Consider the following 24,527-nt stretch of genomic DNA (forward strand, 5'->3'; position numbering starts at 1 on the left):
CGCCGCGGCTGCGCGGGCGATCGACATCGGTGCGCGCACCTATGGCTCGGTCAAGTCGATCCTCGCCAACAACCTCGATCGGCGTCCCGCTCATCAGCGCTCCGCGGACGATGCGCCGATCCTGCATGCCAACATCCGCGGACCGCGCTACTACAATTAGGAGACCATCCCTTGCTCACTCATCCGACCCTCGATCGCCTCAACGCCCTCGGCCTCCACGGAATGGCCAAGGCCTTCGCCGACATCGAAGCCACCGGCGAGGCCGCAAGCCTCGGTCACGCCGAATGGCTTGCGCTGCTGCTCGAACGTGAAGCCTCGCTGCGCCACGACAAGCGGCTCGCCACCCGCCTGCGCTACGCGAAGCTGCGTCAGCAGGCGTGCGTCGAGGACATTGACTACCGCACCCCGCGCGGCCTCGACCGCCCGTTGTTCGCCAAGCTTGTCGAGGGCCGCTGGATCGACGACCATGCCAACCTGTTGATCTGCGGCCCGGCCGGGGTCGGCAAGAGCTGGCTCGCCTCGGCGCTCGGTCATAAGGCCTGCCGTGACAATCGCTCCGTGCTCTATCAACGTGTTCCGCGGCTGTTCGATGACCTCGCTCTCGCGCGCGGCGACGGCCGCCATCCGCGCCTATTGCGCGGGCTGGGCCGTGTCGATCTGCTGATCCTCGATGACTGGGGACTTGAGCCGCTTGACGCCGGTGCCCGTCACGACCTCCTGGAAATCCTCGAAGATCGCTACGGTCACCGTTCCACCATCGTCACCAGCCAGCTCCCCGTGGACCAGTGGCATGTGCTCATTGGAGATCCCACCTATGCCGACGCCGTACTCGATCGCCTCGTCCACAACGCCCATCGGCTCGACCTCACCGGCGAGAGCCTGCGCCGAACCCGGCAGTCCGCCCGAAAGGCCTGAGACCGTGACGCTGTGGACATGCCGCTGCGCTTGGACAACGCCAAGGCGTTGCCCACATGCCCACAGCAACCGCAACAGAAACACAACAGGTTCAAGCCGCGATTCCAGTTGACCGCGCGGCTGGCCTAATGCCGGAGAACCTAGGCAGCCAGAACGCCTCGTCCCCGGGCGAGATCAAATCGGAAAGGTGGGCGACATCGTCTCGGAATCCCCGGGCGACTTCATATCGGTACACCCGGGCGACTACGTCGGAATCCGCATAACCAACGCAGGAGCGGCTTAAGCATCGAGCCCCAGTCCGGCGGTGGTGCGTTATCTCAACGGCGGGCGGTGGAGCCTTTTCGGCCGAGGGCGTGGAAACGAAGAGCGGCAGGCGCTCGAACGCCCAACTTCGCGGCGGCCCTCTCACGTGCCAAGGCAATCGGTGCCGTGCTGGTCTTTTGCCACTGCTGGCAAACCGAGCGACTTGGGTGGTCTGCAGCAACACTCGTCAGCTGATCGACAGGTGTGCCCGCTAAGGGCAAGACGCTGCCACGTCCTCCGGACTTATATGGTCAACGAAATGGCAGAAAGCTCGCAGCAGTATCGATCTATTTGCCGCGGTTGGGCTCGTGTGAACCTGTGCCGACTAGAGCCGGACGGCAGCCGCAGCGCACGTGCACAGGCTCTCGCATGATCATTGCGCTGCGCAAACCACCTGCTTCGCGACCTTGAGAAGCGGCGGGCGTACTCTTTAGTTCTGACGATGGAGAAATTGATGGACACAGGACAGGCACAGCGGAGCGCAGGTTCCTCCGGGGACACTTTTGAAGAGGGGGAGCAGGAAAGCTACCTCGGCGGCTTCAACCGAGCCGTGGCGGATTGGGTCGAAGCCTTGACAGGGTATCGGACCCCCGCCTCCTTGCGCGGGCGGATCCTGGAAAACTGGGCTGCCGAAGAGGGGCAGGGCGAAGCCGAGAATCGGCGACAGGGGCGCTCGCGAATTAGGGCTGCGGACAACACGCGCTCGCATTCATTAGATTTGTCATCCCTCTCGCTGACCGCTTTGCCCGCCGCCCTGCCGCCGAGGCTGCTGGGACTCCGCGCCATGCACAACGAGCTAAGCAGCCTGCCCGCTAGCCTCCCACCCGGTCTCAACCAACTTTTTATTAGCCACAATCAGTTGACCAGTTTGCCGGACGCTCTTCCGGCGAGCCTCTCTCACCTCGATGTGAGCGATAACAGGTTGACCACTCTACCAGACAACCTCCCGGCGGGGCTGGGGATCCTGAACGCAAACAACAACCGACTCAGTCGCCTGCCCGACGCTCTCCCGAGTAGCCTCACCTCGCTCGCGGTTGGTGGCAATCAGCTGACCGAGCTTCCCGAGTCCCTCCCATCGGATCTCATTGAACTCGATGTCAGCAGCAATCAATTGACCAACCTCCCCGAACCCCTTCCGAGCTGGCTTCAATCGCTCAATCTCAGCGGCAACCGGCTGACCAGCCTGCCCGAGGATCTCTTATCGAGGAGTTTTAACTATCCTCATTTGGAGAACCTCGAGTTCGGCGATAACCCATTCCCGGACGAGGTCCGCGCTCACCTCGCGGCACCGCATCTTGAGCAGCTGCCTCTGTACGAGGCTGCCGCGCACTGGCTCGGGGACGATCCGGCGGCACTGGCCAAATGGCAGCACTTTGCGGATGAGCCAGGCGCCCAAGTCTACGCCCGGTTCCTAGAAAGGCTACGAGGGACGGTCAACTATGGCAATGACGAGTTTCGGCGGGCCGTGGCTGATGATCTGCGGCAGGCGGCGACCAATCCGAGATTGCGCGAGCAGTTTTTCACACAGGCTTCCGAGGCCAACGCGAGCTGCGAGGATCGTGTTACTCTGCACTGGAACGGTATGCAGACCGCGCGCCTTAATGCTGACGTCGAGGATGGGTTGTATGATGATAGGCTTGGCGAACTGATCCAGCGCGGCCGCGTTGCGTTCCGCCTGGAGGCGCTGGACGGGATCGCGCGCGACAGGGTCAACTCGCTCCTCAGCGTCGACCCGGACATAGACGACGTCGAAGTCTACTTGGCCTATCAACATTTGCTGCGCGAGCCGCTGGAGCTCAGTCACATCGCCCCTGACATGCGCTTCCTGACGGTCTCTCACGTAACCCCGGATGACGCTGCGCAGGCGCTGGACCTGGTTCGGGAGCAGGAAGCGAACCAATTCACCGACTACATGGCAACCCGCTGGCAACCCTGGGAGACGGTGCTGAGGCGCATCGCTCCGGACGAATATGAAGCGATGCAAGACCGGCTCGTTGAAGCCATGGGCGAGGAGTTTCAAACCCGCTTGGATCAGCGACTGGTCGAGCATGGTCTTCTAGGCGATCCGGATGCCGAGCGGGTGCTCGGAGCCCAAGTCCGAAACGAGATCGCTGGCGAGATCAAAGGCGAGGTCATGCACCGTGTGCTCGCAGAGCGTGGCCTCGAACTATGAGGCTCCCAAACCGCCGCAGAGATATTTATCATTGCTCTGCAGCGGTATCTAAAGATCGATCGTGAAGCCTCGCCCATCGCTGCCAAGGTGCTTTTGCACCTTGGAAAGTGCGCTGCCGTCGATCAGGGCCTTTTGGCCTTGCCGAGCGACGAAAATTCCCGCGCCCGAGGCGAGGACGTATCTGCGTCCGATGGAAAGCCGCTTCAGGACGAGAGCTCCGTCGGTCGAAAAAGTTGTTGAGCAGACCAAGGCGCGCGGCGGTGAAATCATCAGTTCCGAAGGCGCTGCCGCAGCCAACCAGCTCGGTTTGACGAGGCAGCTAACCGTTCGGCAGGTCTATTTGACTTCGGTCCTTCCCGCGAGCTCCATCTTGGCAAGCAAGTTGTGGAGTTCAAGCATGCACCGCGTTGGCAGCTTACGATGGCAAACCGTCGTGCAGGTGAGGTCGTGCGCGCGCTTGATCGGGTCGGTCCCGAGACTGCACGATAAGCCTTGCGGTCCCTCAGTCAAAGACTGAGCCCAATTGAAGTGACCGAATTGAAGTCTGCCGGATCTTCATTGCCGGCTTGGCTTGTCAGGCCCGTAAGCGAACTGCGCGCTGGATAAACTTTAAACCTATCCGATTCCGAGCGCCGAGAGGCGCTCAGCGTTACTGCTGCGAACTCAGGACGGCCTGCACATCTTCTCGAAAAACAACGTTTGGATCGTTTGATGCCTGAACGCGCTTGTTCCTCGCCACTGGGCGAGCATCTCGTCTTCAAGGGCGGAACGTCCCTTTCGAAGGCTCAACGCGCAATTCGCCGTTTCCTGGAAGACGTGGATCTCACATACGGCATTCGAGCGATAGCTCCGGACTGGTGAAACACAAGCGAGGACAATTCGATCACTCAGAACCGCAGTCAAAGCAAAAAGTGGAACTCCAAGACACGAGAACGCCTCCCGGTCTGCGGCAAGGAAAAAAGTGTCGTCGGTCATCAGTGAGCGCCTGCAAGATGACAAGCTCAGCGCCAAAGTTGATGCCAAGGGCGACATGCTCGTCACGTATGATTCATTGGAGACTGGTAGCGGCTATGTGAGCCCCGCCGTGATACTTGAATTCGGCGCACGATCGACAGGCGATCCATTGTTATATCGGTCGACGAATTTCGTCAGCTCGAACAGGGCGCCGGCGAAGAGGTGCGGCAAAATTGGAGCGACCCGTCCTGTCCTCAGGCGGGTGCCGATGCGAGGCCGGTCTCGCGCGCAGCAATATCCTGATCTCGTCAGCTTTTCGAAAGGTTGCGGCTACAACAATCGAGAATCTGATTCTTGCTGAACGAGCTGCTATCTGGCCGTAATCCAGGCCGTACGGATTGCTGCAGGGTCTATACAAACATAAGGAGAGCAGGATGGATCCGGTTGACCCATTCTTCGATTCAGGAGCCTGGATGCGGGAGTACGCCGCCCTGCAGGGGCGGGCTGGGCAGCGAGCGGGCAGCCCAAGCGAGCAGGGTGACTTTGAACGGCGGCTGCAGGATTTGAATCTCGATCCGTCTGATGAAAGGACGTCAACTTCGCCTGATCGGGCTCCCGCAGGAGGTGGTCGAGCAGTCCGGCGGGACGATTTCGGCGGTTCGATGCGGGTGCCGCCGCACTCCGCTTTTAGGGAGAGTGCGCTAGGCGGCTCGCGCCGGAGCGTAGACATTCCCAGCTTTCAGCTTCCCGCTTCGGCGCAAGTGCCGCAGTCCAGTTTGCGAGATGATCTGTTCAGCAGCGCACGCTACAGCTTTCCGGACGCAGAGTCTGCCGCGTCGGCCAAGAGCGGAAAAAGCCGCGGATTATGGTCACGCTTCAAGTCGGGGATCGGCAAGGCCTTTGGCGGGAGCGGCAGCGAAAAGTCGTCGCGCGACGCGGGACAATCTGACGTCTTTTCGACGAATTTACGAATTGATTACGCCAGGCAGCCGGGCCGGACGCGCGGGGTCTCTGCGGAGGATGAGGCGCTCATTAAAGACTTCAGAAACAAGGCGGCGGGTAACCTCAGCGACGGCACCATCAAAAATGCGGCAACCGATCTGCGCCATTTGAGCGCGCGCCTGAGCGAGGCGGGCAGGCCGTCAATTGCCGATCGAATTCAGCGGGAACTGGAAAACGCGCAGTTGGAAAATCCGGAGGTGGAAAACCACCAGCTGGAAGCTGAGCTCGATGAGGACGTCGACACTTACGCAAAGGACCGCGGCAGGCGCATCAAGGCGGCCCTGAAGAAGCTTCGTGAAGTTGGTGCCGGAAACACCCTGGCAGCCGATGTCCGCCGACTGGCTCCTCACGGCGCGGACGCAACCCTCATCGGCATGTGGGCGGCGGCGGAAAAGGCGACAGGCAGGATCGACGCGAAGACGATCGACAGGCAGGCTCGCCGCATGTCGAGGCTGAGTGAGTGGCTGCAGACGCATGACAGGCCACCGATCGCCGGCCGACTGTCCACCCCTGGGCTCGCTCAGGATGTCGAGGAGTACAGGCACGAAACCGACGACAGCAAGATCAACGCTGATCTGGTCAAGCTTGGCCAATACGAGCAAATCCTGGAGGCGAACAGGGCGCTTGGATTGCGGTCTCCTGGGGATCCGGGTCAGCCTTCTGTGGAAGCTGCTCGGCAGGCCCACTCGCCACAGGCGCTTCCCGCAACGCCAGCCACGCCGAGCGCGGGAGCTTGGGAATGGTTTGGAGAGCAAATGCACGGATCTGGCTCATCGATGCCGGCGCCGCAAAGCGGATGGCAGGCCGGCTCGTCCCAGCTGCTTCCCGCAACGCCGGCGACGCCGAGCGCGGGAGCCTGGGATTGGCTCGGCGAGCAAATCCACGGACCCGCCTCATCAGTGCCGACGCCGCACTGGGGCGCGCAGGCTCATCTACCGCTCGAGCTTCCTGCCACTCCAGCCACCTCGAGCCAGGGAGCCTGGACCTGGCTTGGGCCACAGATGCAAGAACCCGCATCGCCATCATCCGTGAGGCCCCGATCGTCAAACATCTACGCCGGTCTCGACTCCTTCGTTGATCTGGATCCACCCACACCCCACGACTTGCGTGACGATGCGCGCTCTGCGCCGGCACCTGAATTCGCAGCCGCCTCGTCGTTCGCAGGACCGCCGGGTGCGGCTCCGGAGCTGCGGGATATTGGAGCGATCGTTGGCGCCAACTGGCGCCACGGCTCCCAGGCGGCTTCAGACGTGTTGATCGATGTATTGGGCAACATCAATCTGCTGCCAAACCAGTTCGGGCCAAGTCAGTTTGCGATCAATGGGGAGCGCTATTCGGCGACTTTTGGACCGGGAGGCCGCAGGGATATTCGCCTGATCCATCACCCGCGCGTTGGCGGGATAAACGAAGCTGGCCCATCCCAGCCCCTCCATCGTCCCCCACAGATCGTCAGGGCCGCACGAGCGGACGAAGGTGCAGTCGATCTTGGGTATTTGATTCGGGGCGGATGGGAGCACCGGGAGCGATTCCTGCCGCCTTACCTTGTCCGCGTCCTGGAAGGCCAGCGCATCATGCCCGAAGTCGCGCCCGACCTATTTCGAGATCCGCGGAGTGCCTTACAGGGGCGAGTTGGTGGAAAGCGAAGGACGCCAGCGCGTTCGCGTCTATCCCGAACGTCGGTGAAGAAGCAAGTTGGCTGCAATTCCAAATGCTCGGCGGGCAGCTCGCGCGAGGCGTTCTATCACGCGGCGCTTGACCGGCCATGCACCCAATCGATGCAGATCGCTGAGGTGGGGCGTGAATACACGCCTGATATTGACGGCGGTGTTGGCTCGGTCAGTTTATCGGGCGGGGACGTCCCCAAGACACGTACCCACACTTGAACAACACGGCACTCACGTGGTGCCGTCACGTTTACTGACCACAGGGAGGCAAGAGCGCGCCTGTTCTCAGAATTCCGCCAACCATCGTTGCGAACGGGCTGATCCGGATCATTTAAGAGGCTAAGTCCGGACCCAGCTCGCCAAAGCCACGAATCCCAACAGAAACCAAATCACAAGAGCAAGCGGCCACAACGAAGAGGGAGCCTTTTCAGGTTGCGGTTCTGAGTCTTGATGGTCGGTCCAGGCTTTCCATGATCGCCAAGTCTGAGGCGACATCGGTTCGTCAAAGTCACGAAGGCTAGTTTCGTCCACGGCCATCTCCCACCACAACCTCTACTAGATCAATCAATGGTAGAAGAGCCTGCCAATGAGAGAACTCGCATCTACTCGGTACAAGCAACCAACCCCGGCGCCGTGTGGGGCGGATCGGCCCTCGCCAAGAAATGGGGCGCCACCAGACGGTTGGCCTCAATGATGGGCTCGGGCAGGGCGATAAAATCGCAGTATTCCCGACGAAGGTGAAAGGCGCCGCGGCCGTGTTCGGTTGTGGGTTTTTCTGAACCGCATATTGAGCAATCGCCCTGTCGATAAGATCCTGATCTTCAGTAGATAGATGGGGATAGGGGCCACCACCGCCGACGGGAGCGGGATCGGCCTGCCTTGGCTTGGCCGAGTGCTGCTCAAAGCCATCTTGCCCGGCTTGGCTGGTCTGCGGCTCTCCGAGACGGCGTGCTGCACCTGCGACCAAGCTGGTGCATGAAATGGGTCAAAATCTTGCGGGTCCACGCTCACCTCACCTCCAGGATCACCTGAACAGGTCTCCGTAGTCGGGCAAGCTTTCGAGAACCTGACCTGGCCATGGTTCCGAACGGGAATTATTCGCGCTGGCCAACCTCGAAATGACGGCGCTCGGACCAGCCTCTCCTCAACAATCCTCAGAGTGCCGCCAGGTTGTATCGCGGAGAAGGGCTCCGGGGCGCCTACCAGGATTGGTGGCCGCCCTGATCAACTACCTTCGTCTAAGCTGCCTGCAGATCTAGGGGAGACTCGATGGCCAAACGCGCACGCATTCGTTGCACCAACAAGACGGGCAGAACGAACCCTCACGAAAGAATCTCACATATCGGCGGACTAAACCCCGACGGAACGCCGTGGAAGCGATCCATCGATCAGGCTATCAAAGATATCGAGAGCGACGAATGGGAGTTTTATGTCGAAGAAAACGGCCGCAGGGTTGATGTGGTGTGGGCCACGCACAACGGGCACAAGTACATCAAGACGACGGCAGACGACATTCAACCCGACAATGTTCTCTCGCTCCTCGTCGAGTGTCCCTGATGATCACCGGCCCGCACGTTGAGCCCGCCACTCTGCCAGCGCTGTGTCAGGGTCGTTCGACGCGGTCTCCCCGGTAAGTAGCCTAGACGCCTGGTCCAGATACCAGTCAATCGCATTGCGATCCAAGCTCTGAGTGCCGGGTATCGCGGCCTGGCACCGCGTCCTTCTTGACCCCATGTGTCGAACGCGTCCTCGGAGCAACCGCAATAGGCGGTTGCGTCGGCCTTCGTGAGGTCCCGAAAGGCGATCTGGTCAGCGCTCAATATCCGCTCCGAGCGCCTCAGCTCGGCGGGCGAACGCTTGTGCCGTGTATGGTCACCGTCCATTCGGACCAAAGTGGAAGTTAGCGGCAACGTGACTCGGCGCTTTGTCGGCCCTGAAAAAAGCGCTGTCCCTGCCACGCGCCGCTAACTTCGGTGGCCTGCCCTGCCTAACAAAGCTACCACCTCGTCTTCCCGGGAGTGTCGTCAAGCTCACGGGCTGCGGAATGTAGCGCCAAGAGCGCGCGTGTGGCGCCTACCAGAATTGATGGCTGGCCTTCTTCGTGAAGGCGCACGATAAGGTGAGGTTTGGCCGCACAACAGCGGCATAAGCACATCAGGATGAGGCCCGCCTCTGAGGCCGCAGCTCGCAGGCTTGGACAACTACGGGCGCTCACCTCAGCCGCGGTCGTGCAATTGATTCCCTAAGCTCCTGCGGCATCCAACTCGTACCGTCGCTCCTAGCGATCTTCTAGGCGCGCTCGAAGGCCTCGCTTCGGCCGCATCATCGCCCAACGAGGATGGGGGTTGGCTCCTTCAACGCGATCGCGGCTGCGGCTCTCAATTTGTCTGCCGTTTTTGAACCGAAGCCTGGTCGATTAGGAAATCGTCCTACTTCCGGCCGCCTCGAAGCTGCGGCCGGAGCCACCGAGGCAGCCTGCCGCGACCCGACCATGTCTCCGCCGGGTTCTTCGGATTGCGATATTTGGGACGAACGGGCGGGTACGGGCGGCGCTTACGATCGAACCGTGTGGCCTCGTCGGCCAGTCCAATCTTGTGGAGCCGTTCCTCCAATCGTGCTTTTTGCACTAACATTTTCTGAGTGAGGCTGCCCTGTTGGTGAAGTGTCCAGAGCTCGTCAAGGGAGAGCGAATTAAAATGCGCGGCATCCATGGCTCGATCCGAGTTTGGGAGAAGGCCCAGGCAGACAAGTCGGGAATGAAGGAGCAGGCAAGCCACCAGTTAAATAATGACCGTACAATCCACATTTAAATGTGGAGGTAGCAGGGAGAAAGGCCTGACGGCGGTAATATCATGGCGGAGCATTTAATTTCGCGTGAGGGGCAATGCTCGCTAGGTCTGCAGACCGGGGTCGTGACATCCACGAACTTACCGACAGTGAAGCGGTGTATCTAACGCGCCCACCGCGGCTTCGATGAGTTCACGTTGATATAGCCGAATTGCCACACGTACAAAGGTTCCGCGCGCCCGCACATGGTTTGGCGCTGCCTTTAGACGGACATTCGATTTACGATGACGGTCCCCTTTTGGATGAGACTGCCAGCATGCGGTACAAAGTGTTCGTGGTTGACAGCAGCCGGCGAGTGATCTGCGCCGCAAAGCTTGACTGCATTGACGAGCAGGCGGCGAGACGTCGAGCCGAGCAAATGTGTTGCGAGCACGACGTGGAGCTTTGGGAAGGTGATCGGCTCGTTGCTGTGTTTCAAGGTGCAACGTCGGACGGAAGCGACTCCGCCCTGAATAGACGGCCCATTTCGCCGCCAAGTTAGTTCACGGCTCTTGCTCTGCTGCCCGGTTTAACACGCCGGCTTCTACCGATTGTTCTCGCTTCAACGTGTCGGAGCTTACTTCGAAGCTTCTCCACTTCTCTCAGCTCCGCCACAAGCGTTTGGCGTCGTTCATTCAGAACAGCACAAGTATAAATCTGACGCATACTGGAGATGACCCACCCCAAAATATGACTTGCACTACGAAGTCGATGAAAAAAGAAAGGACGAGAAATCGCTCGGCCGAAGCTCAGTGAGCCAAAGCCGCAGCCGCCAGATGCTCTCAGTACTCTGCCTCAGCGAGCAGGTTCCAGCTTCTCGCGGCAGTCTGTCGGCGAAGCCGCGCCATTGCGCGAAAGCAGCGGGCAACTTCCATTCCGGCCTGCCATGTTTTTTCTCAAAGATTATTTTTCAATTTTGAGGCGGAGTCATGATGAGTATCGACAATAATTAAATTTATTGTTTACCGGCATCGGGTGCAGTGGCCGGCCTCAGCGCCCGGCGTTGTTAGATCGGAAGCAGATTCTAGCTGTCCGGCTTCAGCCGCACGTAGGTGCCGGTCTCGGTCAAGATCGGATCGGTCAGCTTCGCAGAACCAAGCCAAAGCCGTAAGTAGATAACCTTCCATCCTCAACCGACGTCTCGTTGTCGGCCCCGTTTGGTAACTCCAAGCTATGGCCCTAGTGAGTCGGGGGATTCATGGAACGGGAGCGGTTGCAGAGCATGTCTGTGGAGGAGCTGTGGCAACTCCACACGCTCGTCAATGACATTCTCTCGCTGAGGCTCTTAGCGAAAAAGCAAGAGCTGGAACGACGGCTTGGGCTGCTTAACCGAGGCGAAAACACTTCCTTAACTCGATTTGACCGGGAGGAGTGAGGTCGCAGAAGTGTTGCCTCCTTGACAGCCGATTCCGTCGACTTCCGGCCACGATGAACAGTGGACCTCGTCTCATTTGAAATCACGGCGCCTGCGGCGGGCCGCTGCTCGATGCCTTGCGGAAATGAGTGCCCTAATGCAATAGCCAGCGATGACGCCGATGGTGAATGCGGCCGCCACTATCAAAGGTAAAGAGAACCGCTGCATACAAGCGAATGCGGTACCAGGCTGCAGCGTTCCTACCTAGGCCACCGAACGGCTCGAATCGCCGAGGCTTAGTGCAATACGCGAGCGGCTTCTGCTAGCCGGACCTTCTCTCTCAGCCCCTCAAGATCTTTCATTGCTTTAAGCAATCTCACCAGATCAGAGATCATGTGTGCCAGAGTAGGCTTGCGCGGCTTTGGAACTCGAAATTTCTGTTTCATCGCGAAACGGCTCCCTGCCAGGACCGATGGAAGTAGGGGTGGATCGGCAAGGACCGTGCCAGCGAAGTGCAACCAGTCACGCCAGAGAGCGCGGGAGGGCCAGCGGGGTCATCGCGTCGGCAGCCGGTCAACCATATTTGCCAAAACCTTCGGCGGCAGCCCAATCCCCGAGAGCTTCCAGGTCGTCCTGTCGAGATGCATGCTGACGCTACCTGCGTCCTCACTGTCGCCAAGCCGCAACGCAAACTCGACAGGCTTCACCAGGGTGATCCGTCCGGCGAAAACGAAGATGTTTGAGATGTCGAGCTCGGCCAATGACGACATCGTTCCGAAGGTGATGTTCTCCGCGCCGTTGCGAACAGTGCCGCTCTTTAAAAGGGCGGACACATTTTCCGGCGTCATGAGCTTGATCGCGAAGTCATCGGCGATCGTTGCACCGAACGCGTTTATCGCCATTCGCTCGAATGGGCGCACCGGCCGCTTTTGGGCAAGTCGATCGAGGTAGGTGGACACAACCTGATCGACAAGGGAATGGCGGACACGCGGCAAATCCGTTCGGGCCATGACTTGAGAGGCGTCTCCGCTCCGAACGGCCGAAACGAGATCCAACGCGGAAACGAAAGCCAATCCGGCATACACCATAAGGCAGAGCAGGAGGACCGCAACGATGCCTAGGAGCCACTTCATGGAGCGGCAATCGAGGCGGCCGGGCTTTGTTCCTGAAGCTAACCGAGCCGGTGTTCATCGTTAGCAGCAAGGTCAATCGAAAGGACTGCCAATTGTGCCCTTACAGGGTTGGACAAACTGGGCGTCAAGGAGCGGGCACTCGGCGTTTGACTGAAAACCCTTGGGCACCGGCGCTGTCCGCTTCTTTGGCGAGCCGGCCGCGCAGCAACGCGAGCACGGCGTCTTCCTCGGGCTTTAGATTTTCCATCGCGTTCCGATGCTCGGTCTCGGCTTGTGACTTGACCTGGAGGACCAGGTTGCCGTCCAAGTAGCAGTTCAGCACCTCGGGGTGGATGTAGCACTTCCTGCAGATCGTGGGCGTGTTGCCAAGCCGTGCGGAGACTCTTTCGATCGCACTGCGAAGATTGCGCTTGGCCTCCGCGGCGCTGTCAAAGGTCCGAAGTTCATTCAGGGCCATGGCCGCCAGCACGGTCCCGGCCCAGGTTCGGAAATCTTTGGCTGTGGTATCCTTCCCTGTGATTTCATTGAGGTACTTATTGACGTCGGTTGATGTGACATCCCGGCAATTGCCTTGTTCGTCGAGGTACTGAAGCAGTTCCTGCCCGGGTAACTCCTGACAGGCCCTGATGATCTTAGCGACGCGGCGGTCTCGTACACGCAACGACCACTGCTTGCCGCTCTTGCCTGTGAAGCGGAAACGCACCTCGTTTTTCTCGACCGCGACGTGCCGATTCTTCAGCGTGGTGAGGCCATAGCTGTTGTTCTGCCTGGTGTAATCAGCATTCCCTACGCGGATCAGCGTGGTCTCCAGGAGATGCACGACCGTTGCCAGAACTTTTTCCCGCAGCAGACCGCACAATGCCATGTGATCGCGAACGGTTTGTCGGATGGAAGACAGCGCGTCGGCAAACGCAACCACATGCTCGTATTTCGTGCTCTCCCGCACCTCACGGAAGCGCGGATGATAGCGATATTGCTTGCGTCCTTTTGCGTCACGACCGGTCGCTTGGATGTGACCACTCGGAAACGGGCAAATCCACACGTCAGTCCAGGCGGGCGGGATCGCCAGTGCCCGGATCCGCTTCATCGCGTCAGGGTCGATGAGCCTTGAGGCATCGGGCCGAATGTAGCTGAAGCCGGTCCCCACCTTCTTGCGACGAATACCCGGTCGTTCGTCGGAAACATATCTGAGGCCGGCAGATTCGGCGGCATCCCGCGGGTCGACGATCGCCTGCGCGCTATCAGGTGGCTCGACCAGCAACACACTGACTCCTTTCATGCGCTAAATGAACTTTTGCGATGAACGGCGGTTCCATAAAGTTTTGATGGAGGCATGACGGCCTGAGCTGTCGACCTGATCGCAAGCTTAGAGGAAATTAATGTTAGCAATGACGACGGTCGGCGCGGATGAAGCAACGGCGTGTGTCGGGTCATCCGGCTTTGTGGTGGCGCGCGCCGCGCTTTGCGGGGGTCCGTTTCCCCGTGCCGCGCCGGCCCGCAGGCTGGGCGGGACGCTCGGCGGCGACGCTTCGGCGGAGCGCGTCCATGAGGTTGACGACGTTCTCGCGTGATGGCTTGCTCGATGGCCGCTGCACTGGGCGTTTCGCCTGCTTCCTGCGCAGGATGCGCACGAGCGCTCTGCGGTAGTGATCCTCCAGCATAGCAGGATCGAAATCGGCCGACCTCGTCCGGATGATGTGCTGCGCGAGCTTCATCATTTCGGACGGCAGCTTCATTTCCGGAATTTCGCTGAAATAGTCCGCCTCATTTCGGATGTCCTGCGCGTCACGCCGAGAAGGCCGCGACCTGCCGGTTCGAGGAGAACTGGCCGCTCGCGCGAGGACAGCACCACGCGCGCAAGTCCGACAACGCCCTTCCGGCTCATTGCGTCTCGAATCACCGCAAACGATTCTTGACTGATCTCCTCGCGCGGCACGATGTAATACGGCTTCTCAAAATATCGCGCATCGATCTGCCCTGCGGGAAGGAGTTAGAACGAGCAATTCCCGCTTGCCATTGCGATAGACGACGTCAAACATTTTTGCCTGGCTGATCGTATCGAAGTAAACGCGAAATATGTTTCAGTCATTCTGATCGAGCAGCTTACTACCTGCAATGGCTATGCTGGTTGCAATGTGCAGCGCTCCGCGACTTGTGCTTCTATACGGACGGAAGCGCCGAAATACGTTCGACGTCCTTGCCCTACGGAGCGGCCACCTGTTGCCCAGCTCGGGTGCCAGGATCCCTGAGAAAGTTAGCTACCGAAACCGAGACATCTATTTGGTCAATTTTGTTCGAAACCATATTGGCAACTGGGGCATCACGACCATTGCCATCGACGGGTGGCATCGCTGCCGATGATGATCTCATGGGTTTCTTCGGGATATCCACCAACGCCTCGACCGAGAGACCTAGAGGGGGTTCGCTTGCTGGCTGTTCAGGAACGCTATCGCCGCACGCTGCAGATCCCATTTCGGTCGGCAGTCCGGCTTGCGGCATATTGCATGTCCAGAAAGCCGGCCCGCCATCGTTGCGCCATGGCAATGTCCGATAGATCGAACGATTTTTCGGGACCGGCTTCTTCGCGGCCCGGCCGGTAGCTCAAGAGATAAACCCGGTCGTTGCAATCCAGGCTCTGAAGCTCGGCGCGAAGCTGACGCGCTTCCAGGGCGTGGCCAAGGCGCTGGAAGGTTTGGTTGCCGTAGGTCAGATCGCTTTTGCGCTCGGCCGCAGCCTCGAGTCCGTCAGGCACCTGACCGTCACGCGCAAAGAGATCGACGACGTAGAGCCGGAGTGAGGCAGGAGTCTCGAGAATCGGATCAAATGGCGCGTTCAGCGAGAGCCCGCCATCGCCAAGCCACCGGCCGGCGATCTGCATCGGAGCGAATTCAGGGATGAATCCGCAACTCGCCAGAATATGATCGATTTCGATCCGATCCGACGCAGAATCGAACATCACGGCGTCGCCGCTTTCGAGGTCCGTGGCGCAGATCGTGATGCGGGGATCACCATCATTCAGACGGCCGAAATCGATCAGCTGGCGAAGGCGTTCTCGTGTAGGGCTGAGATCATACAGGCCGCTGAAGTGAGATGCCGGAATGGGCAGCCGGGGCTGGAAGAACCCGCTATGGCCGAACAGGCGCGTATTGATCGAGCTCAGCCACGCGAAAAGATGGCGACTTTCGTTCGTCCTTGCGGACGGACCGCCTGCATGCCAGTAGCTGCGCAAATTCCGCAGTCGATCGGCGCTTGGGCTTCCCGCGATCAGGGCGGCCGTGATCGCGCCTGCCGATGAACCGCTCACCCAGTCGATCGGCTGCGCGAGACCGGTCAAGGCCTCGAACACTCCGCCATGATAGGCACCAAGGCCCAGACCGCCGGAGAAGGCAACGGCCGTAAGGCATCGCTCTGGGTTCATGATGCGGCTCGGCTTAGTGGAGTGATACAGCTAGGACAGCCACAGCTTCTACCGGTATCCTCTATAACGGCGTGCATAATAGCGCGGATTGACCCCGCAATAGGCGTTCGTTCCAGATGCGCTCGCCATGCACTGAGCATAACTCGCAAATTGGCAATTGCCGGGATAACCCCAAATACGGCCCTGAAGGCAATAGCGATCCTGTGCGACGGCATCGGTCGAAGCGCCGAAGCTCGCCACGATCGCAGCGGCGGCGGCAGCCATGAGTAAACGATGTTTCATCCGAACCTCCAATTTCCACATTGAACGCCGGCTTTGAAGCGGCGTTCCAAATGCTCCTCAAGCCGCATATGGAGTTCCTTGGCAAGGGGCATCTGCTCGCCGATCTGTCGGCGATCCTGGGCCGCTCGACATCGTGTCCGGGCGAGGTGGATCGCTGATCGACGGTGTCGAGATTGGTCTATCTAGCCAGACAGAGGTGTGTCTGCGACATCCAACAGTGCGCCAAGACCCTGCCGCTGGCGATGCGTCGCGATGTTATCGTTGGCAAGCCCCAATACCAACAGGGATCGCCCGGTCACCGCGTAGGCATGCCCGAACTCGAACTCGACCATCCGCGCGTCCGGCTGGTTGGTGTCGATCAGGCCCAACCAGCTAAGGCCGTCGGCTACGGCCGGCAAGGTAAAGGTCACGACGTCGTTTTGCGCATTGTACACCAGCAGCATGGTCGCATCAGAGCCGCGGCGCTTGATTCCGGTCTCCTGCGCGCGTCCGTCGAGCAGCATCCCGAAGCACTTGGTATTGCCGTCCTGCCATTGCTCCGTCGTCAGCTCCTCGCCGGATGGCGATAGCCAGGTCACGTCGCTGACGTCGAGCTCCTCATTGTGCGAGCCAACCAGGAAGCGACTGCGGTACAGAAGTCCTGCAGAGTTTTCCCACGAAAAACAACTCGGTCGTAGAACCACGCCGCGACATTTGCAGCGTGCACGAGCGACAGCAACCCAAGAGCTGTCGACGGTACATCGACGCGAACACGGGCAAGCCGCAGAACAGGCGAGGAGACAGCGTGGTGGAAATTTGTTGCGACGCCTTGTGAATCGAATCGCAGATCGGGCCACCCAGACGCAAGTATGCCGGCTACTATTGACCCGCCGAGACGCTCGAAACTCGATCTATCTTGCTCAATAGGCCCAACTCGTTGAGCCGGATCAGACTTCCCAGATGGAAAAGCATGGCACGAAACCCGCCGCCGGACAGGCAAAGCCAATCCCATCTTCCAGCTTCGCTCCCTCCAGGACGTCCGCAATCGCAAAGTCCGCAAGCGGCCGTTCTTGATCCGCTTCCTCGGTCATCTCTCTAGCGCTTGCTTGAAGTCAGCCGTCCGAACTGACCGACAATTGCGGTTGTGAAACATGCGTTGCGTCTCTCTCGCGGCGAAGATGGCTTGACGAATGAAATGCAACAATGACTTGAAGTAAGTAGCAGTTATATTACGATACAACCACCGCCGCCGGCTCACGAACCCCGTTTCGCAAAGGTGACATCATGGCGGGAAAATCAGACCTTTTCAGTGGCCCGCTCGAAGATTGGGAACCCTTGGTTTCACCCAAAGGGGCTTGATTCCAATGCTCCGCCCCCCAAGCCAGACCGAGTGGCTCAGGAATGGAGTAAAGTTGCTCGGAAGTATGCCGCAGATTCCGGCGGCTCCGGTTCGCCGTCTGAACACTCCATCCTGGTGCGGGCGAAGAAGAAGGGATCCCGGGATACCGACGTGAACGCCAAAACCTTCGTCTTGTCTGGAAACAAGATCGTCGGCTCATAGGGCTAATTGCTGCAATGCAGCATCATGGCCGTCGCCTAGCAGGCGGCGGCTTTTTCGTATCGAGTTTCCGGTCTCGGTTTCGCGTCTCTTCAAGTGACGCTTTCCGGATGACCGCGCTCGCGGATAACTCTGTCAACAGACTGAATCCCATCAAGTTTGAGTGGCCCCGTTCACGAATCTGCTGAGTTTGCGCCGGAATTCGGCGGTTCCGGCCGCTTCATGTGGGTCAATGAGCCCTTATCATAAGATATTGATAGTACGGCTCGGCCGGGTACCCGTGTCTAAAGCGACCTATAGTTGCACCCTGTTGGGCTCGTATTTTCTGGTTCCTTTCTCCATCTCCCGCTGACCCTGGCAGTGCTGATGGGCTTGACAAAATATAAGGAATTCCCTATATGCTTATTTCGTTCGAAGATCCCCACTTGGGAGATGCGGCAGATGAGTTGGAGCAGCTTGGGCACGATTTCGCCTGCGAGGTCCTGCTGTACCTCCAGAAAATTCACAGCGGAGCGGTGGACGCCAGAGATCTGTCGCCCTTCTATACGTATAGGGGCATTGAGATGTTCCAAGCGGTCGGAGCGAACAAGTTTGCAATCTTCGCTATCGAAATGGATGATGATGGCGACGTGGGGGTGACGCTGATGCTCGCGGCTGAGCATGGCGTGCCGATGTATGCTGGAGGGTCCTCCTGGAATGGCAACGACTATAGTGCATTGAAGACCGGAATACTGAATGCGCGAGCTTCAGTTTGGTTTGTATGAAGAGTGGAGGCTGCAATGGTCAAGCTCAAAGTCGAAAAAAGCCACGAACGTAGACCGCAAGCCGTTGCTGAGGTCAGCAGCAAGGGGCGCGGTCGCTCGCTCGCCGACCTTGTGGAAAAAATCGAGCATGCTGATCCAGGCCTTGCAACTGAAAAGAAACTATCGAGCGCGGCGATGCGTGCTGGTGAGTTAGTTCGAGCCATGCGCAAGAATGCCGGACTCTCACAGTCTCAATTGGCAGAAAAGCTGGACGTAAGCCAAGCTCGGGTTAGCGAAATTGAATCGGGAGTCGGAATCCAAGGACCAACTTGGGATTTGATGGAACGAATTTCAGTTGCATGCGGCAAAACGCTTGGGGTTGCTGCGTCCAGTGATGATCTAGAACTCGCGGCTCACATGCCTATGGCTATTTAGTCTGGGTCTGTCGATGAGAACCTGAAGTAGATGGGGTACTCTTGGTGGGACGCACTCAAAGATTTTCTGGGCGCCGCGAGTCCAATATTCATTGCAGTGCCGTGGCTGAGAGATTTCTGGCTGCGTCATCGGAAGTCGCAGGTCGAACAAGTCGAAGCAACCGGGCGCCTCGGTCGGTTAAAAGTATCGATCGAAGGTGCAATCCGGCAAAAAATCGAATCGCCGAAAGTCGCAGACTTCGTGTGGACCATCCTTGGTCTCGCGCTGATACTCGCGAGCTTTTTAATCGCGTTTGTTCGAGGTCTCAGTGATCTCCTCGGACAACCCAGCTAAGTCTCGCGATGGTGTCTCGCATTCAGGCGGTGTGAGTCGTCGGTACCTTCCGCAATGTCCATGACAGCTGATTGCGGAAAGCGGTTTGTGGATTCGTCCGATCGAGCGGGGCAATTCGCACATCAAGGCGAAAGCTTCCCTACCTGTTTTCGGTAAACCCGCGGACGCCTGATGATTGGGCCGCATGTACGTCGTTGACATCGATACCGCACCAGGATTGGTGCCGCGCGCGCTTTCGAGAACCGCACGGTAGAAACATCGTCGCGCAAGCTCGAACCATCCATAAACGCCTGCAGTGTGGTCATTCGCCCCTTGATTGAGCGGAATCGAACCTCGACTGCATCGAGGATACCGATTCGCGCCTATCTCTTCCGGTATCGCATCAGACAACTGGATCGGCTCGATCATCGCCTGCAGATCGGCAATAGTCATCGAGCGGGCCCCACTCACGTCTGCCAGATTGCGAAACCGAGTATCGGGCTGATGGATCGATGAAATGGATTTAAGGATGCTCCGTCTATCGGCACGTCGTTACGGCGTGAACCGCTTTTTGCGGCGGCCCAATTGGAATCGGCTGCCATTCGACGCAGAATACTCGAATGGCCAATCGAAACCGAAATTGAAACACATATTGCCGCTATCGAAGAGGTTTTAGGGCTTGCATGTCGAAAGCCCGAAGTTCCCTCTCAATTTCGGACTGCCCGTCCTCACGCTCTATTGTGCTAGAGCGTACCTTTTTCGCGAGATCGCTTCGACGCCTCGAAATCTCGCCGAAAGGTTTTGTACTCGTAGATCAAGCGCCATGTTGCCGTAGAGCTATCACTGGCCGTGAGGCCGAGTTGAATGAAAAGGTTGGAAGTCTCGAAGTTCGTAAACCACCTGGATTGACCGCCGCGTATACCTGCAACGAAGTAACCCGATTGAGCGTATATCGATTCACCGAGCCTGTGAACTTGAGTGCCTTTTCCGTATTTGTCGGACAGTAGACTAGCTAGCTCAGTGTAGCGAGCGACCGCCGCACTACCTGTCGGGTCCTCGCCGAACGGACGGCTGGTTATAAGGATACGCCAAAGCTTGTCGTTAAACCCAAATGACAACAGAGCAGCGCTCTGGTCGGCTAGCGCCTTCTCCATTTTCGATGCGAGGTAGCTCTTTCCGAAGTCGGTTCCTTCAACTTCCTTGAGTTCAATCCCTTTAGCTTGGACTTCGGCGGAGGAGCTTCCCCAAACGAGACCAATCGGGGCGTCTGTTACCGACACTTGCGCTTGTGCGAGCGAGGTGACGCATGATGCTACCAGTGTCGCGGCGGAAAACAGGCTCAGAGCATACTTCATAATGCGTCACGATCCTTTACGACCTTGCCCGGTGGTTGACCAAGCTTGTTGGAATTCTCGGCAAGATTCGGGAGCGGCATTGGGATTCCATGCTTCGCAGAGTAAAATTTCAACCGGAGTTGCGATACGCTTAATTCGTCAGTTTCTGCCTTTAGAAGAGACATCGCTTGAACCAGCCCTCCGGAGTACCTGGCGGCCTCAAGCTTGGAGGCCGCGGCCTTCTTCTCTGCCTGCGATATCTCTTCAATGATCATGTTGAGTTCTTGGTCGGATGCGCCATGAACCGGCCGGCCGTCCAGCCTATAATCCAGCGCGATACGTCTGATGTAAGAAACTCGTTTTTGGTCGAGCATGGCCAGAGTATTGCGCGCGATTGCTAGCCGAACCTCGATTAGAGATTTGAGGAGTCCCGGTCCGTATTTTTCACTCTCCGTTTGCGTGGCCGATATCTGTGCGGCGAGAGCGGCCCTGTCTCGATCGATTTCGATTGTTGAGACCTGTGTCTCTTGTAGTACGACCCCGAGGGTGGCGCTCAAGACGACGCTTACGATTGTCAAAATGGCTATTAAGAATTTTTGCACGTTTGCCCCGGGGTCGCAGATCATCCCGCAACTTATGGGAGTGCACAATAAAAAAAGCAACAGGATCGACTTTGGTCGGGGTTTACTCTTCCCGTGTAGCGCGCATTCATAATCGCATCGCGACCGCTGTACCGAAAACTGCTACAGAATACTCCGACAGCGTTCGATGTTACCGATTCTAGCTACGTATTTGAGGTAGACCGCTGAAATCTTTTCAACGTGTTCGGTGAGTGTCTCTTCCCGGCCCGTCTGCCCTTCGACGCCGTAGTCCCGCCGCCAATAGCAGGGCGGGTTCGAAACCACGCAATCGATCGAATTGTCGGCGAGCTTCGAAACGCCGGCGAGTGCGCCGTCGTTGCTGACGATCCAGGGCGTGGATTGTTCGAAGTACCCGTAGCTCGCGCTGACCAAGCTGTCTGGATCTACCAAGGAGAGACGCCGCTCCACTTCGGCCTTCGCATCCTTCGGGCGGACGGGGACGCGCGACCGCTCCCTTGGTGGCGGCAGACTCCCGCTTCCGAACGACGTTAAACGTTGATTGCCATATTGCCAGCCCCTTCGAAGGCATCATTCGCCGGCGACTCGGTCCGATCAAGCGGAAATAGGGCTAACTCCGATTCCAGCGACAAAATTTGGTCCGGTATGGTCAATTTCCACATCCTTAGCGACGAGCGAAGGCAATCCTAACTCGTAGGGTGGCAAGTCTCACGCGACCGCTTTGCCAGTCAGTCGATTTTCGGGTGTATCTGGAAGTTGTTCTCGGCCTCCTGGATCGAGAACCGCATGGGTTGATCGGCCCGATCCGGAGCCTTCGCCCAAAGGTAGGCCGACCCTTCGTCGAGCACGATGGATTCAACGGCAAATCCCGCGCTTAACTAGGGACGCGAGATCGTCGGGCGGGATGAGACCATAGAAAGAATGGCCCCTCAGGGAGTCCATGAGGAAGCCGTTTCCATAAGGCTGACAATTGGGAAGTTTCTGCATCCTCGTGAAATCAGAATTGCGGTAGAGGGTCACCAATAGGCAAGTGCCGCGTGGCTTCGGCTTGGATCTCATCAATTGAACGATGCCAAGCCTCACGTTCGGAGAGGGAATTACCGACAGGACGTTTATGCAGACGCCGCGATCGTACTTCCGGTCCAAGGAAGCAAACTGGCCCACGGTATAGGCGTGGACGTGATTTGATTTGCCGACGTGATCGCGGTTAGTCGTCGAACGACCGCGGATCATTTGAGTCCTTGAAAGTTGCACCTCCGAGTCGGATGTGCCCTCACACGAAAGCGGACGAGGCGGGGTGATCATCTCGCCTTTCCTAAAGTCCTCTGCTTATTCATCATCAAGTCGTCGCCGAAGCTCCCCTGGAGGGAACTGCTCTGGGTCAAAAGTAAATTCTTCTGGATCAATGGAGACCGAAGGGGCGAAGTGATCGTCCCGTGGTCCGTGAAGCGCGTCATGCAAGTCCTTTTCCGGTTGCTGAAGCTCCTCTGGAGGGACGGAGACTGGCGAGGGGCTGGGTTGATCATCAAGATGATCCGGTACTCGCCGAAGATCTGCCTGGGAGCTGCTCCGGATCGAATGCGACTTGCTCCTGGATGAAAGCGGACGGGGCGGGTTGATCATCTCGCCCTTCCTAAACCTCCTCTGCTTATTCATCATCAAGCAGTCGCTGAAGCTCCCCTGGAGGGAACTGCTCTGGGTCTAAAGTAAATTCTTCCGAATCAATGGAGACCGAAGGGGCGAAGTGATCGTCCCGTGGTCCGTGAAGCGCGTCATGCAAGTCCTTTTCCAGTTGCTGAAGCTCCTCTGGAGGAACGGAGACTGAAGAGGGGCTGGGTTGATCATCGAGATGATCCAGTACTCGCCGAAGATCTGCCTGAGGAAGCTGCTGCGAATCGAATGCGACTTGCTCCTGGATGAAAGCCGATGGGGCGGGTTGATCATCTCGACCCTCGGCAATCTCCTGTGCGTCTTCATCCTCGAGCAGTCGCCGAAACTCCGCTGGAGAGAACTGCTCTGGTTCAATGGTAAGCTCTTCTGGATCAAGGGAAAACGAGGGCCCAGGGGGATCCTCCCATTGCCGGTGAAGCTCGTCACGCAAGTCGTTTTCCAGCTGCTGAAGCTCCTCTGAAGGGAGCGAAACCGGCAAGGGGATGGCTTGGTCATCAAGATGATCCAGGACGCGCCGAAGCTGCTCCTGAGGAAGCTGCTCTGGATCGAACGCGAGCTGTCCTTCGAGCAGAGCCGACGGGACGGGTTGAACATCCTGCCCCTCCTGATGCTCCTCTGGCCGATTAGCTTCGTGCGACGCACGGTGCTGCGCAGCGGCGCCGTCCGTTCGTGTCGGTTCCGTCAGTAAAGCGCCTTCGGGATTGATGAGAGCCACGTTCTGGGGGGAAGGATTGAGCTTAGCGCGAGTGCGCCCTGGACGCACGATGGGCACGACGACCCCCGTCGACCGAAAGGTCCGCAGATGCTCCAATGCGATAATGAGTTTTTTGCTGTTAGCGTCTCCGCTGAACTCGCGCACGTCACCGCCATCGGTCAGCGACTTGCCGTCCAGCCGAGCAACAATGCTTGGTTTGTTTTTTGCGAAGAGCCAACGGCTAAAGCTAATAAGAGAACTTGCATGCTGCTTCGCCGTAGGGCCGGCCATCCCGCCCTCGATGAGGGCCTCCTCAAGCCTGAAGATATCGGGAGCATCCTCGGGATAAAGAGGCCGCCGGTCCACTGCCCCCCGGATTATGACGCCCGTTGAGGAGACCGGCATTGCTCCGCCACTTTCTCCCGAAGCGGCGACTGCGCTCGGTTGCCGATATACCCTAACCTCTTCCAGATCGTTCAGCGTCCTCTGTCTCTTCGCTGCTCTCGATTGAGCTGTGTCATGCTCATGATTGATGAGGACCTCCTCGCTTGGCAGGAGATTGCTCCGGGCACGTGCATCCATCGCCTCGTCCGGGGATTGCTGGCCATGGTCAGGTGCGTCTTTCGCTGAGGGGAGCGCGCGCGGTCGCCCGCGAGAAACCAAATGACCGGAATCATGATACGCACGAAGGACGCTTACGCCTGTCTTCATGAGAGCGTCTTTCGGAAAGTAAGTATCTAGGTGATTAACCAGGGACTGGTGGTCCCCTAGATCAGTCGTTTGGCCACGGGCGCGGAGATCATTCGCCAGTCGACGAATGGCCTGAGTATAAAGACTGACCGTGTTCGGTTGTGGGTTCTTCTGAGCCGTATATTGAGCAATCGCCCTGTCGATAAGGTCCCGGTCTTCCGTAGATAGATGGGGATAGGCGCCTCCACCGCCGACGGGAGCGGGATCGGCCTGCCTTGCCTCGACCAAGTGCAGTTCAAAGCCATCTTGTCCGGCCTGGCTCGTCTGCGGCTCTTGCGAGACGGCGTGCTGCACCTGCGACCAAGCTGGTACATTAAATGGGTCAAAATCTTGCGGGTCCACCTAACCTCACCTCCAGGATCACCTGAACAGGTCTCCGTAGTCGGGCAAGCTTTCGAGAACCTGACGTGGCCATGGTTCCGTACGGG

21 protein-coding genes and 3 pseudogenes are annotated in these 24,527 nt (G+C 58.5%); 11 read left to right on the forward strand and 13 right to left on the reverse strand.

Features of this window, described 5'->3' with window-relative positions; translation table 11 throughout:
• The 8 genes and pseudogenes from CWO91_RS44560 to CWO91_RS27865 form a co-directional block, all read left to right on the forward strand.
• Positions 1 to 160, forward strand: a pseudogene (locus CWO91_RS44560) (IS21 family transposase); the annotation flags it as partial.
• An 11-nt stretch (positions 161 to 171) separates the two neighbouring features.
• Entirely contained in the window at positions 172 to 915 is a 744-nt protein-coding gene (istB, locus tag CWO91_RS27830) for an IS21-like element helper ATPase IstB (protein WP_130218094.1), read from the forward strand.
• A gap of 757 nt (positions 916 to 1,672) precedes the next feature.
• Positions 1,673 to 3,391: a T3SS effector NEL-type E3 ubiquitin ligase NopM gene (gene nopM, locus CWO91_RS27835; protein WP_208753074.1), complete on the forward strand. Its 1,719-nt coding sequence runs from the start codon at positions 1,673 to 1,675 to the stop codon at positions 3,389 to 3,391.
• A 21-nt stretch (positions 3,392 to 3,412) separates the two neighbouring features.
• Positions 3,413 to 3,997, forward strand: a pseudogene (locus tag CWO91_RS45520) (DUF6088 family protein).
• 105 nt (positions 3,998 to 4,102) lie between these two features.
• Entirely contained in the window at positions 4,103 to 4,252 is a 150-nt protein-coding gene (locus CWO91_RS45525; RefSeq protein WP_130218098.1) for a nucleotidyl transferase AbiEii/AbiGii toxin family protein, read from the forward strand.
• Between the two features lie 100 nt (positions 4,253 to 4,352).
• A complete protein-coding gene (locus tag CWO91_RS43285; protein WP_165405749.1) occupies positions 4,353 to 4,706 on the forward strand; it encodes a hypothetical protein in 354 nt (117 codons plus the stop codon).
• Positions 4,707 to 4,779: 73 nt separating this feature from the next.
• Positions 4,780 to 7,230, forward strand: coding sequence for a hypothetical protein (locus CWO91_RS27855; protein WP_245471387.1), 2,451 nt, complete (start codon positions 4,780 to 4,782; stop codon positions 7,228 to 7,230).
• Positions 7,231 to 8,280: 1,050 nt separating this feature from the next.
• Positions 8,281 to 8,568 carry a DUF3892 domain-containing protein gene (locus CWO91_RS27865; protein ID WP_130218100.1) on the forward strand — a complete coding sequence of 96 codons (288 nt, stop codon included), beginning with the start codon at positions 8,281 to 8,283 and terminating at the stop codon, positions 8,566 to 8,568.
• An 872-nt stretch (positions 8,569 to 9,440) separates the two neighbouring features.
• Here the strand turns inward: CWO91_RS27865 and CWO91_RS27870 are convergent.
• Entirely contained in the window at positions 9,441 to 9,722 is a 282-nt protein-coding gene (locus CWO91_RS27870) for an H-NS family nucleoid-associated regulatory protein (RefSeq protein ID WP_130218102.1), read from the reverse strand.
• A gap of 810 nt (positions 9,723 to 10,532) precedes the next feature.
• Here CWO91_RS27870 and CWO91_RS43290 point away from each other — a divergent pair.
• Complete coding sequence (locus CWO91_RS43290) at positions 10,533 to 10,757, forward strand: hypothetical protein (RefSeq protein ID WP_165405750.1); 225 nt, start codon at positions 10,533 to 10,535, stop codon at positions 10,755 to 10,757.
• Positions 10,758 to 11,745: 988 nt separating this feature from the next.
• On the opposite strand, the gene CWO91_RS27880 is transcribed toward CWO91_RS43290, so the two are convergent.
• The 8 genes and pseudogenes from CWO91_RS27880 to CWO91_RS43295 all read right to left on the reverse strand — a co-directional run bounded on the left by CWO91_RS27880 (position 11,746) and on the right by CWO91_RS43295 (position 17,094).
• A complete protein-coding gene (locus tag CWO91_RS27880) occupies positions 11,746 to 12,324 on the reverse strand; it encodes a DUF2939 domain-containing protein (RefSeq protein WP_130218106.1) in 579 nt (192 codons plus the stop codon).
• Positions 12,325 to 12,448: 124 nt separating this feature from the next.
• Positions 12,449 to 13,603 (reverse strand): DNA topoisomerase IB, encoded by a 1,155-nt coding sequence (locus CWO91_RS27885; RefSeq protein ID WP_130218108.1) that lies wholly within the window; start codon positions 13,601 to 13,603, stop codon positions 12,449 to 12,451.
• 151 nt (positions 13,604 to 13,754) lie between these two features.
• Positions 13,755 to 14,060: a hypothetical protein gene (locus CWO91_RS27890; protein WP_130218109.1), complete on the reverse strand. Its 306-nt coding sequence runs from the start codon at positions 14,058 to 14,060 to the stop codon at positions 13,755 to 13,757.
• Positions 14,057 to 14,296 carry a Ku protein gene (locus CWO91_RS45530; RefSeq protein WP_130218129.1) on the reverse strand — a complete coding sequence of 80 codons (240 nt, stop codon included), beginning with the start codon at positions 14,294 to 14,296 and terminating at the stop codon, positions 14,057 to 14,059. Before CWO91_RS45530 ends, CWO91_RS27890 begins: the two co-directional genes overlap by 4 nt.
• A gap of 474 nt (positions 14,297 to 14,770) precedes the next feature.
• Positions 14,771 to 15,742: a patatin-like phospholipase family protein gene (locus CWO91_RS27900; protein ID WP_130218111.1), complete on the reverse strand. Its 972-nt coding sequence runs from the start codon at positions 15,740 to 15,742 to the stop codon at positions 14,771 to 14,773.
• Between the two features lie 48 nt (positions 15,743 to 15,790).
• Positions 15,791 to 16,024 (reverse strand): DUF3551 domain-containing protein, encoded by a 234-nt coding sequence (locus tag CWO91_RS27905; protein WP_165405751.1) that lies wholly within the window; start codon positions 16,022 to 16,024, stop codon positions 15,791 to 15,793.
• A gap of 182 nt (positions 16,025 to 16,206) precedes the next feature.
• Positions 16,207 to 16,662: pseudogene (locus tag CWO91_RS27910) on the reverse strand (glycogen debranching protein GlgX); the annotation flags it as partial.
• A gap of 288 nt (positions 16,663 to 16,950) precedes the next feature.
• Complete coding sequence (locus CWO91_RS43295) at positions 16,951 to 17,094, reverse strand: hypothetical protein (protein WP_165405752.1); 144 nt, start codon at positions 17,092 to 17,094, stop codon at positions 16,951 to 16,953.
• Between the two features lie 865 nt (positions 17,095 to 17,959).
• Between CWO91_RS43295 and CWO91_RS27920 the strand changes: the two genes are divergently transcribed.
• Positions 17,960 to 18,325: a hypothetical protein gene (locus tag CWO91_RS27920; protein ID WP_130218113.1), complete on the forward strand. Its 366-nt coding sequence runs from the start codon at positions 17,960 to 17,962 to the stop codon at positions 18,323 to 18,325.
• A gap of 15 nt (positions 18,326 to 18,340) precedes the next feature.
• On the forward strand, positions 18,341 to 18,739 hold the full coding sequence (locus CWO91_RS43800; RefSeq protein WP_130218115.1) for a helix-turn-helix transcriptional regulator: 399 nt from the start codon (positions 18,341 to 18,343) through the stop codon (positions 18,737 to 18,739).
• 1,055 nt (positions 18,740 to 19,794) lie between these two features.
• Here the strand turns inward: CWO91_RS43800 and CWO91_RS27930 are convergent.
• From CWO91_RS27930 to CWO91_RS43805, 4 genes are all read right to left on the reverse strand, one after another.
• The gene (locus CWO91_RS27930) at positions 19,795 to 20,406 is read right to left on the reverse strand and encodes a hypothetical protein (RefSeq protein WP_130218117.1); all 612 of its coding nucleotides are present in this window, start codon (positions 20,404 to 20,406) and stop codon (positions 19,795 to 19,797) included.
• The gene (locus CWO91_RS27935; RefSeq protein ID WP_130218119.1) at positions 20,403 to 20,942 is read right to left on the reverse strand and encodes a hypothetical protein; all 540 of its coding nucleotides are present in this window, start codon (positions 20,940 to 20,942) and stop codon (positions 20,403 to 20,405) included. The genes CWO91_RS27930 and CWO91_RS27935 overlap by 4 nt, the downstream gene beginning before the upstream one ends.
• Positions 20,943 to 21,128: 186 nt before the next feature.
• A complete protein-coding gene (locus CWO91_RS27940; RefSeq protein WP_130218121.1) occupies positions 21,129 to 21,434 on the reverse strand; it encodes a hypothetical protein in 306 nt (101 codons plus the stop codon).
• 1,198 nt (positions 21,435 to 22,632) lie between these two features.
• Positions 22,633 to 24,441: a hypothetical protein gene (locus CWO91_RS43805; protein WP_208753076.1), complete on the reverse strand. Its 1,809-nt coding sequence runs from the start codon at positions 24,439 to 24,441 to the stop codon at positions 22,633 to 22,635.
• Positions 24,442 to 24,527: the final 86 nt, after the last annotated feature.

Origin of the sequence: Bradyrhizobium genosp. SA-3, assembly GCF_004212635.1 — a bacterium.
Lineage (GTDB): Bacteria > Pseudomonadota > Alphaproteobacteria > Rhizobiales > Xanthobacteraceae > Bradyrhizobium.

Bases quoted from the DNA above. Each gene is read 5' to 3' on its own strand.
- CWO91_RS27880 (WP_130218106.1), bottom strand. From the start codon at position 12,324: ATGAAGTGGCTCCTAGGCATCGTTGCGGTCCTCCTGCTCTGCCTTATG.
- CWO91_RS27900 (WP_130218111.1), bottom strand. From the start codon at position 15,742: ATGAACCCAGAGCGATGCCTTACGGCCGTTGCCTTCTCCGGCGGTCTG.
- CWO91_RS27920 (WP_130218113.1), top strand. From the start codon at position 17,960: ATGCTTATTTCGTTCGAAGATCCCCACTTGGGAGATGCGGCAGATGAG.
- CWO91_RS43800 (WP_130218115.1), top strand. From the start codon at position 18,341: ATGGTCAAGCTCAAAGTCGAAAAAAGCCACGAACGTAGACCGCAAGCC.
- CWO91_RS43295 (WP_165405752.1), bottom strand. From the start codon at position 17,094: ATGACCGAGGAAGCGGATCAAGAACGGCCGCTTGCGGACTTTGCGATT.
- CWO91_RS27930 (WP_130218117.1), bottom strand. From the start codon at position 20,406: ATGAAGTATGCTCTGAGCCTGTTTTCCGCCGCGACACTGGTAGCATCA.
- CWO91_RS27870 (WP_130218102.1), bottom strand. From the start codon at position 9,722: ATGGATGCCGCGCATTTTAATTCGCTCTCCCTTGACGAGCTCTGGACA.
- CWO91_RS27865 (WP_130218100.1), top strand. From the start codon at position 8,281: ATGGCCAAACGCGCACGCATTCGTTGCACCAACAAGACGGGCAGAACG.
- CWO91_RS27890 (WP_130218109.1), bottom strand. From the start codon at position 14,060: ATGAAGCTGCCGTCCGAAATGATGAAGCTCGCGCAGCACATCATCCGG.
- CWO91_RS45525 (WP_130218098.1), top strand. From the start codon at position 4,103: ATGCCTGAACGCGCTTGTTCCTCGCCACTGGGCGAGCATCTCGTCTTC.
- CWO91_RS27885 (WP_130218108.1), bottom strand. From the start codon at position 13,603: ATGAAAGGAGTCAGTGTGTTGCTGGTCGAGCCACCTGATAGCGCGCAG.
- CWO91_RS27855 (WP_245471387.1), top strand. From the start codon at position 4,780: ATGGATCCGGTTGACCCATTCTTCGATTCAGGAGCCTGGATGCGGGAG.
- nopM (WP_208753074.1), top strand. From the start codon at position 1,673: ATGGACACAGGACAGGCACAGCGGAGCGCAGGTTCCTCCGGGGACACT.
- CWO91_RS27905 (WP_165405751.1), bottom strand. From the start codon at position 16,024: ATGAAACATCGTTTACTCATGGCTGCCGCCGCCGCTGCGATCGTGGCG.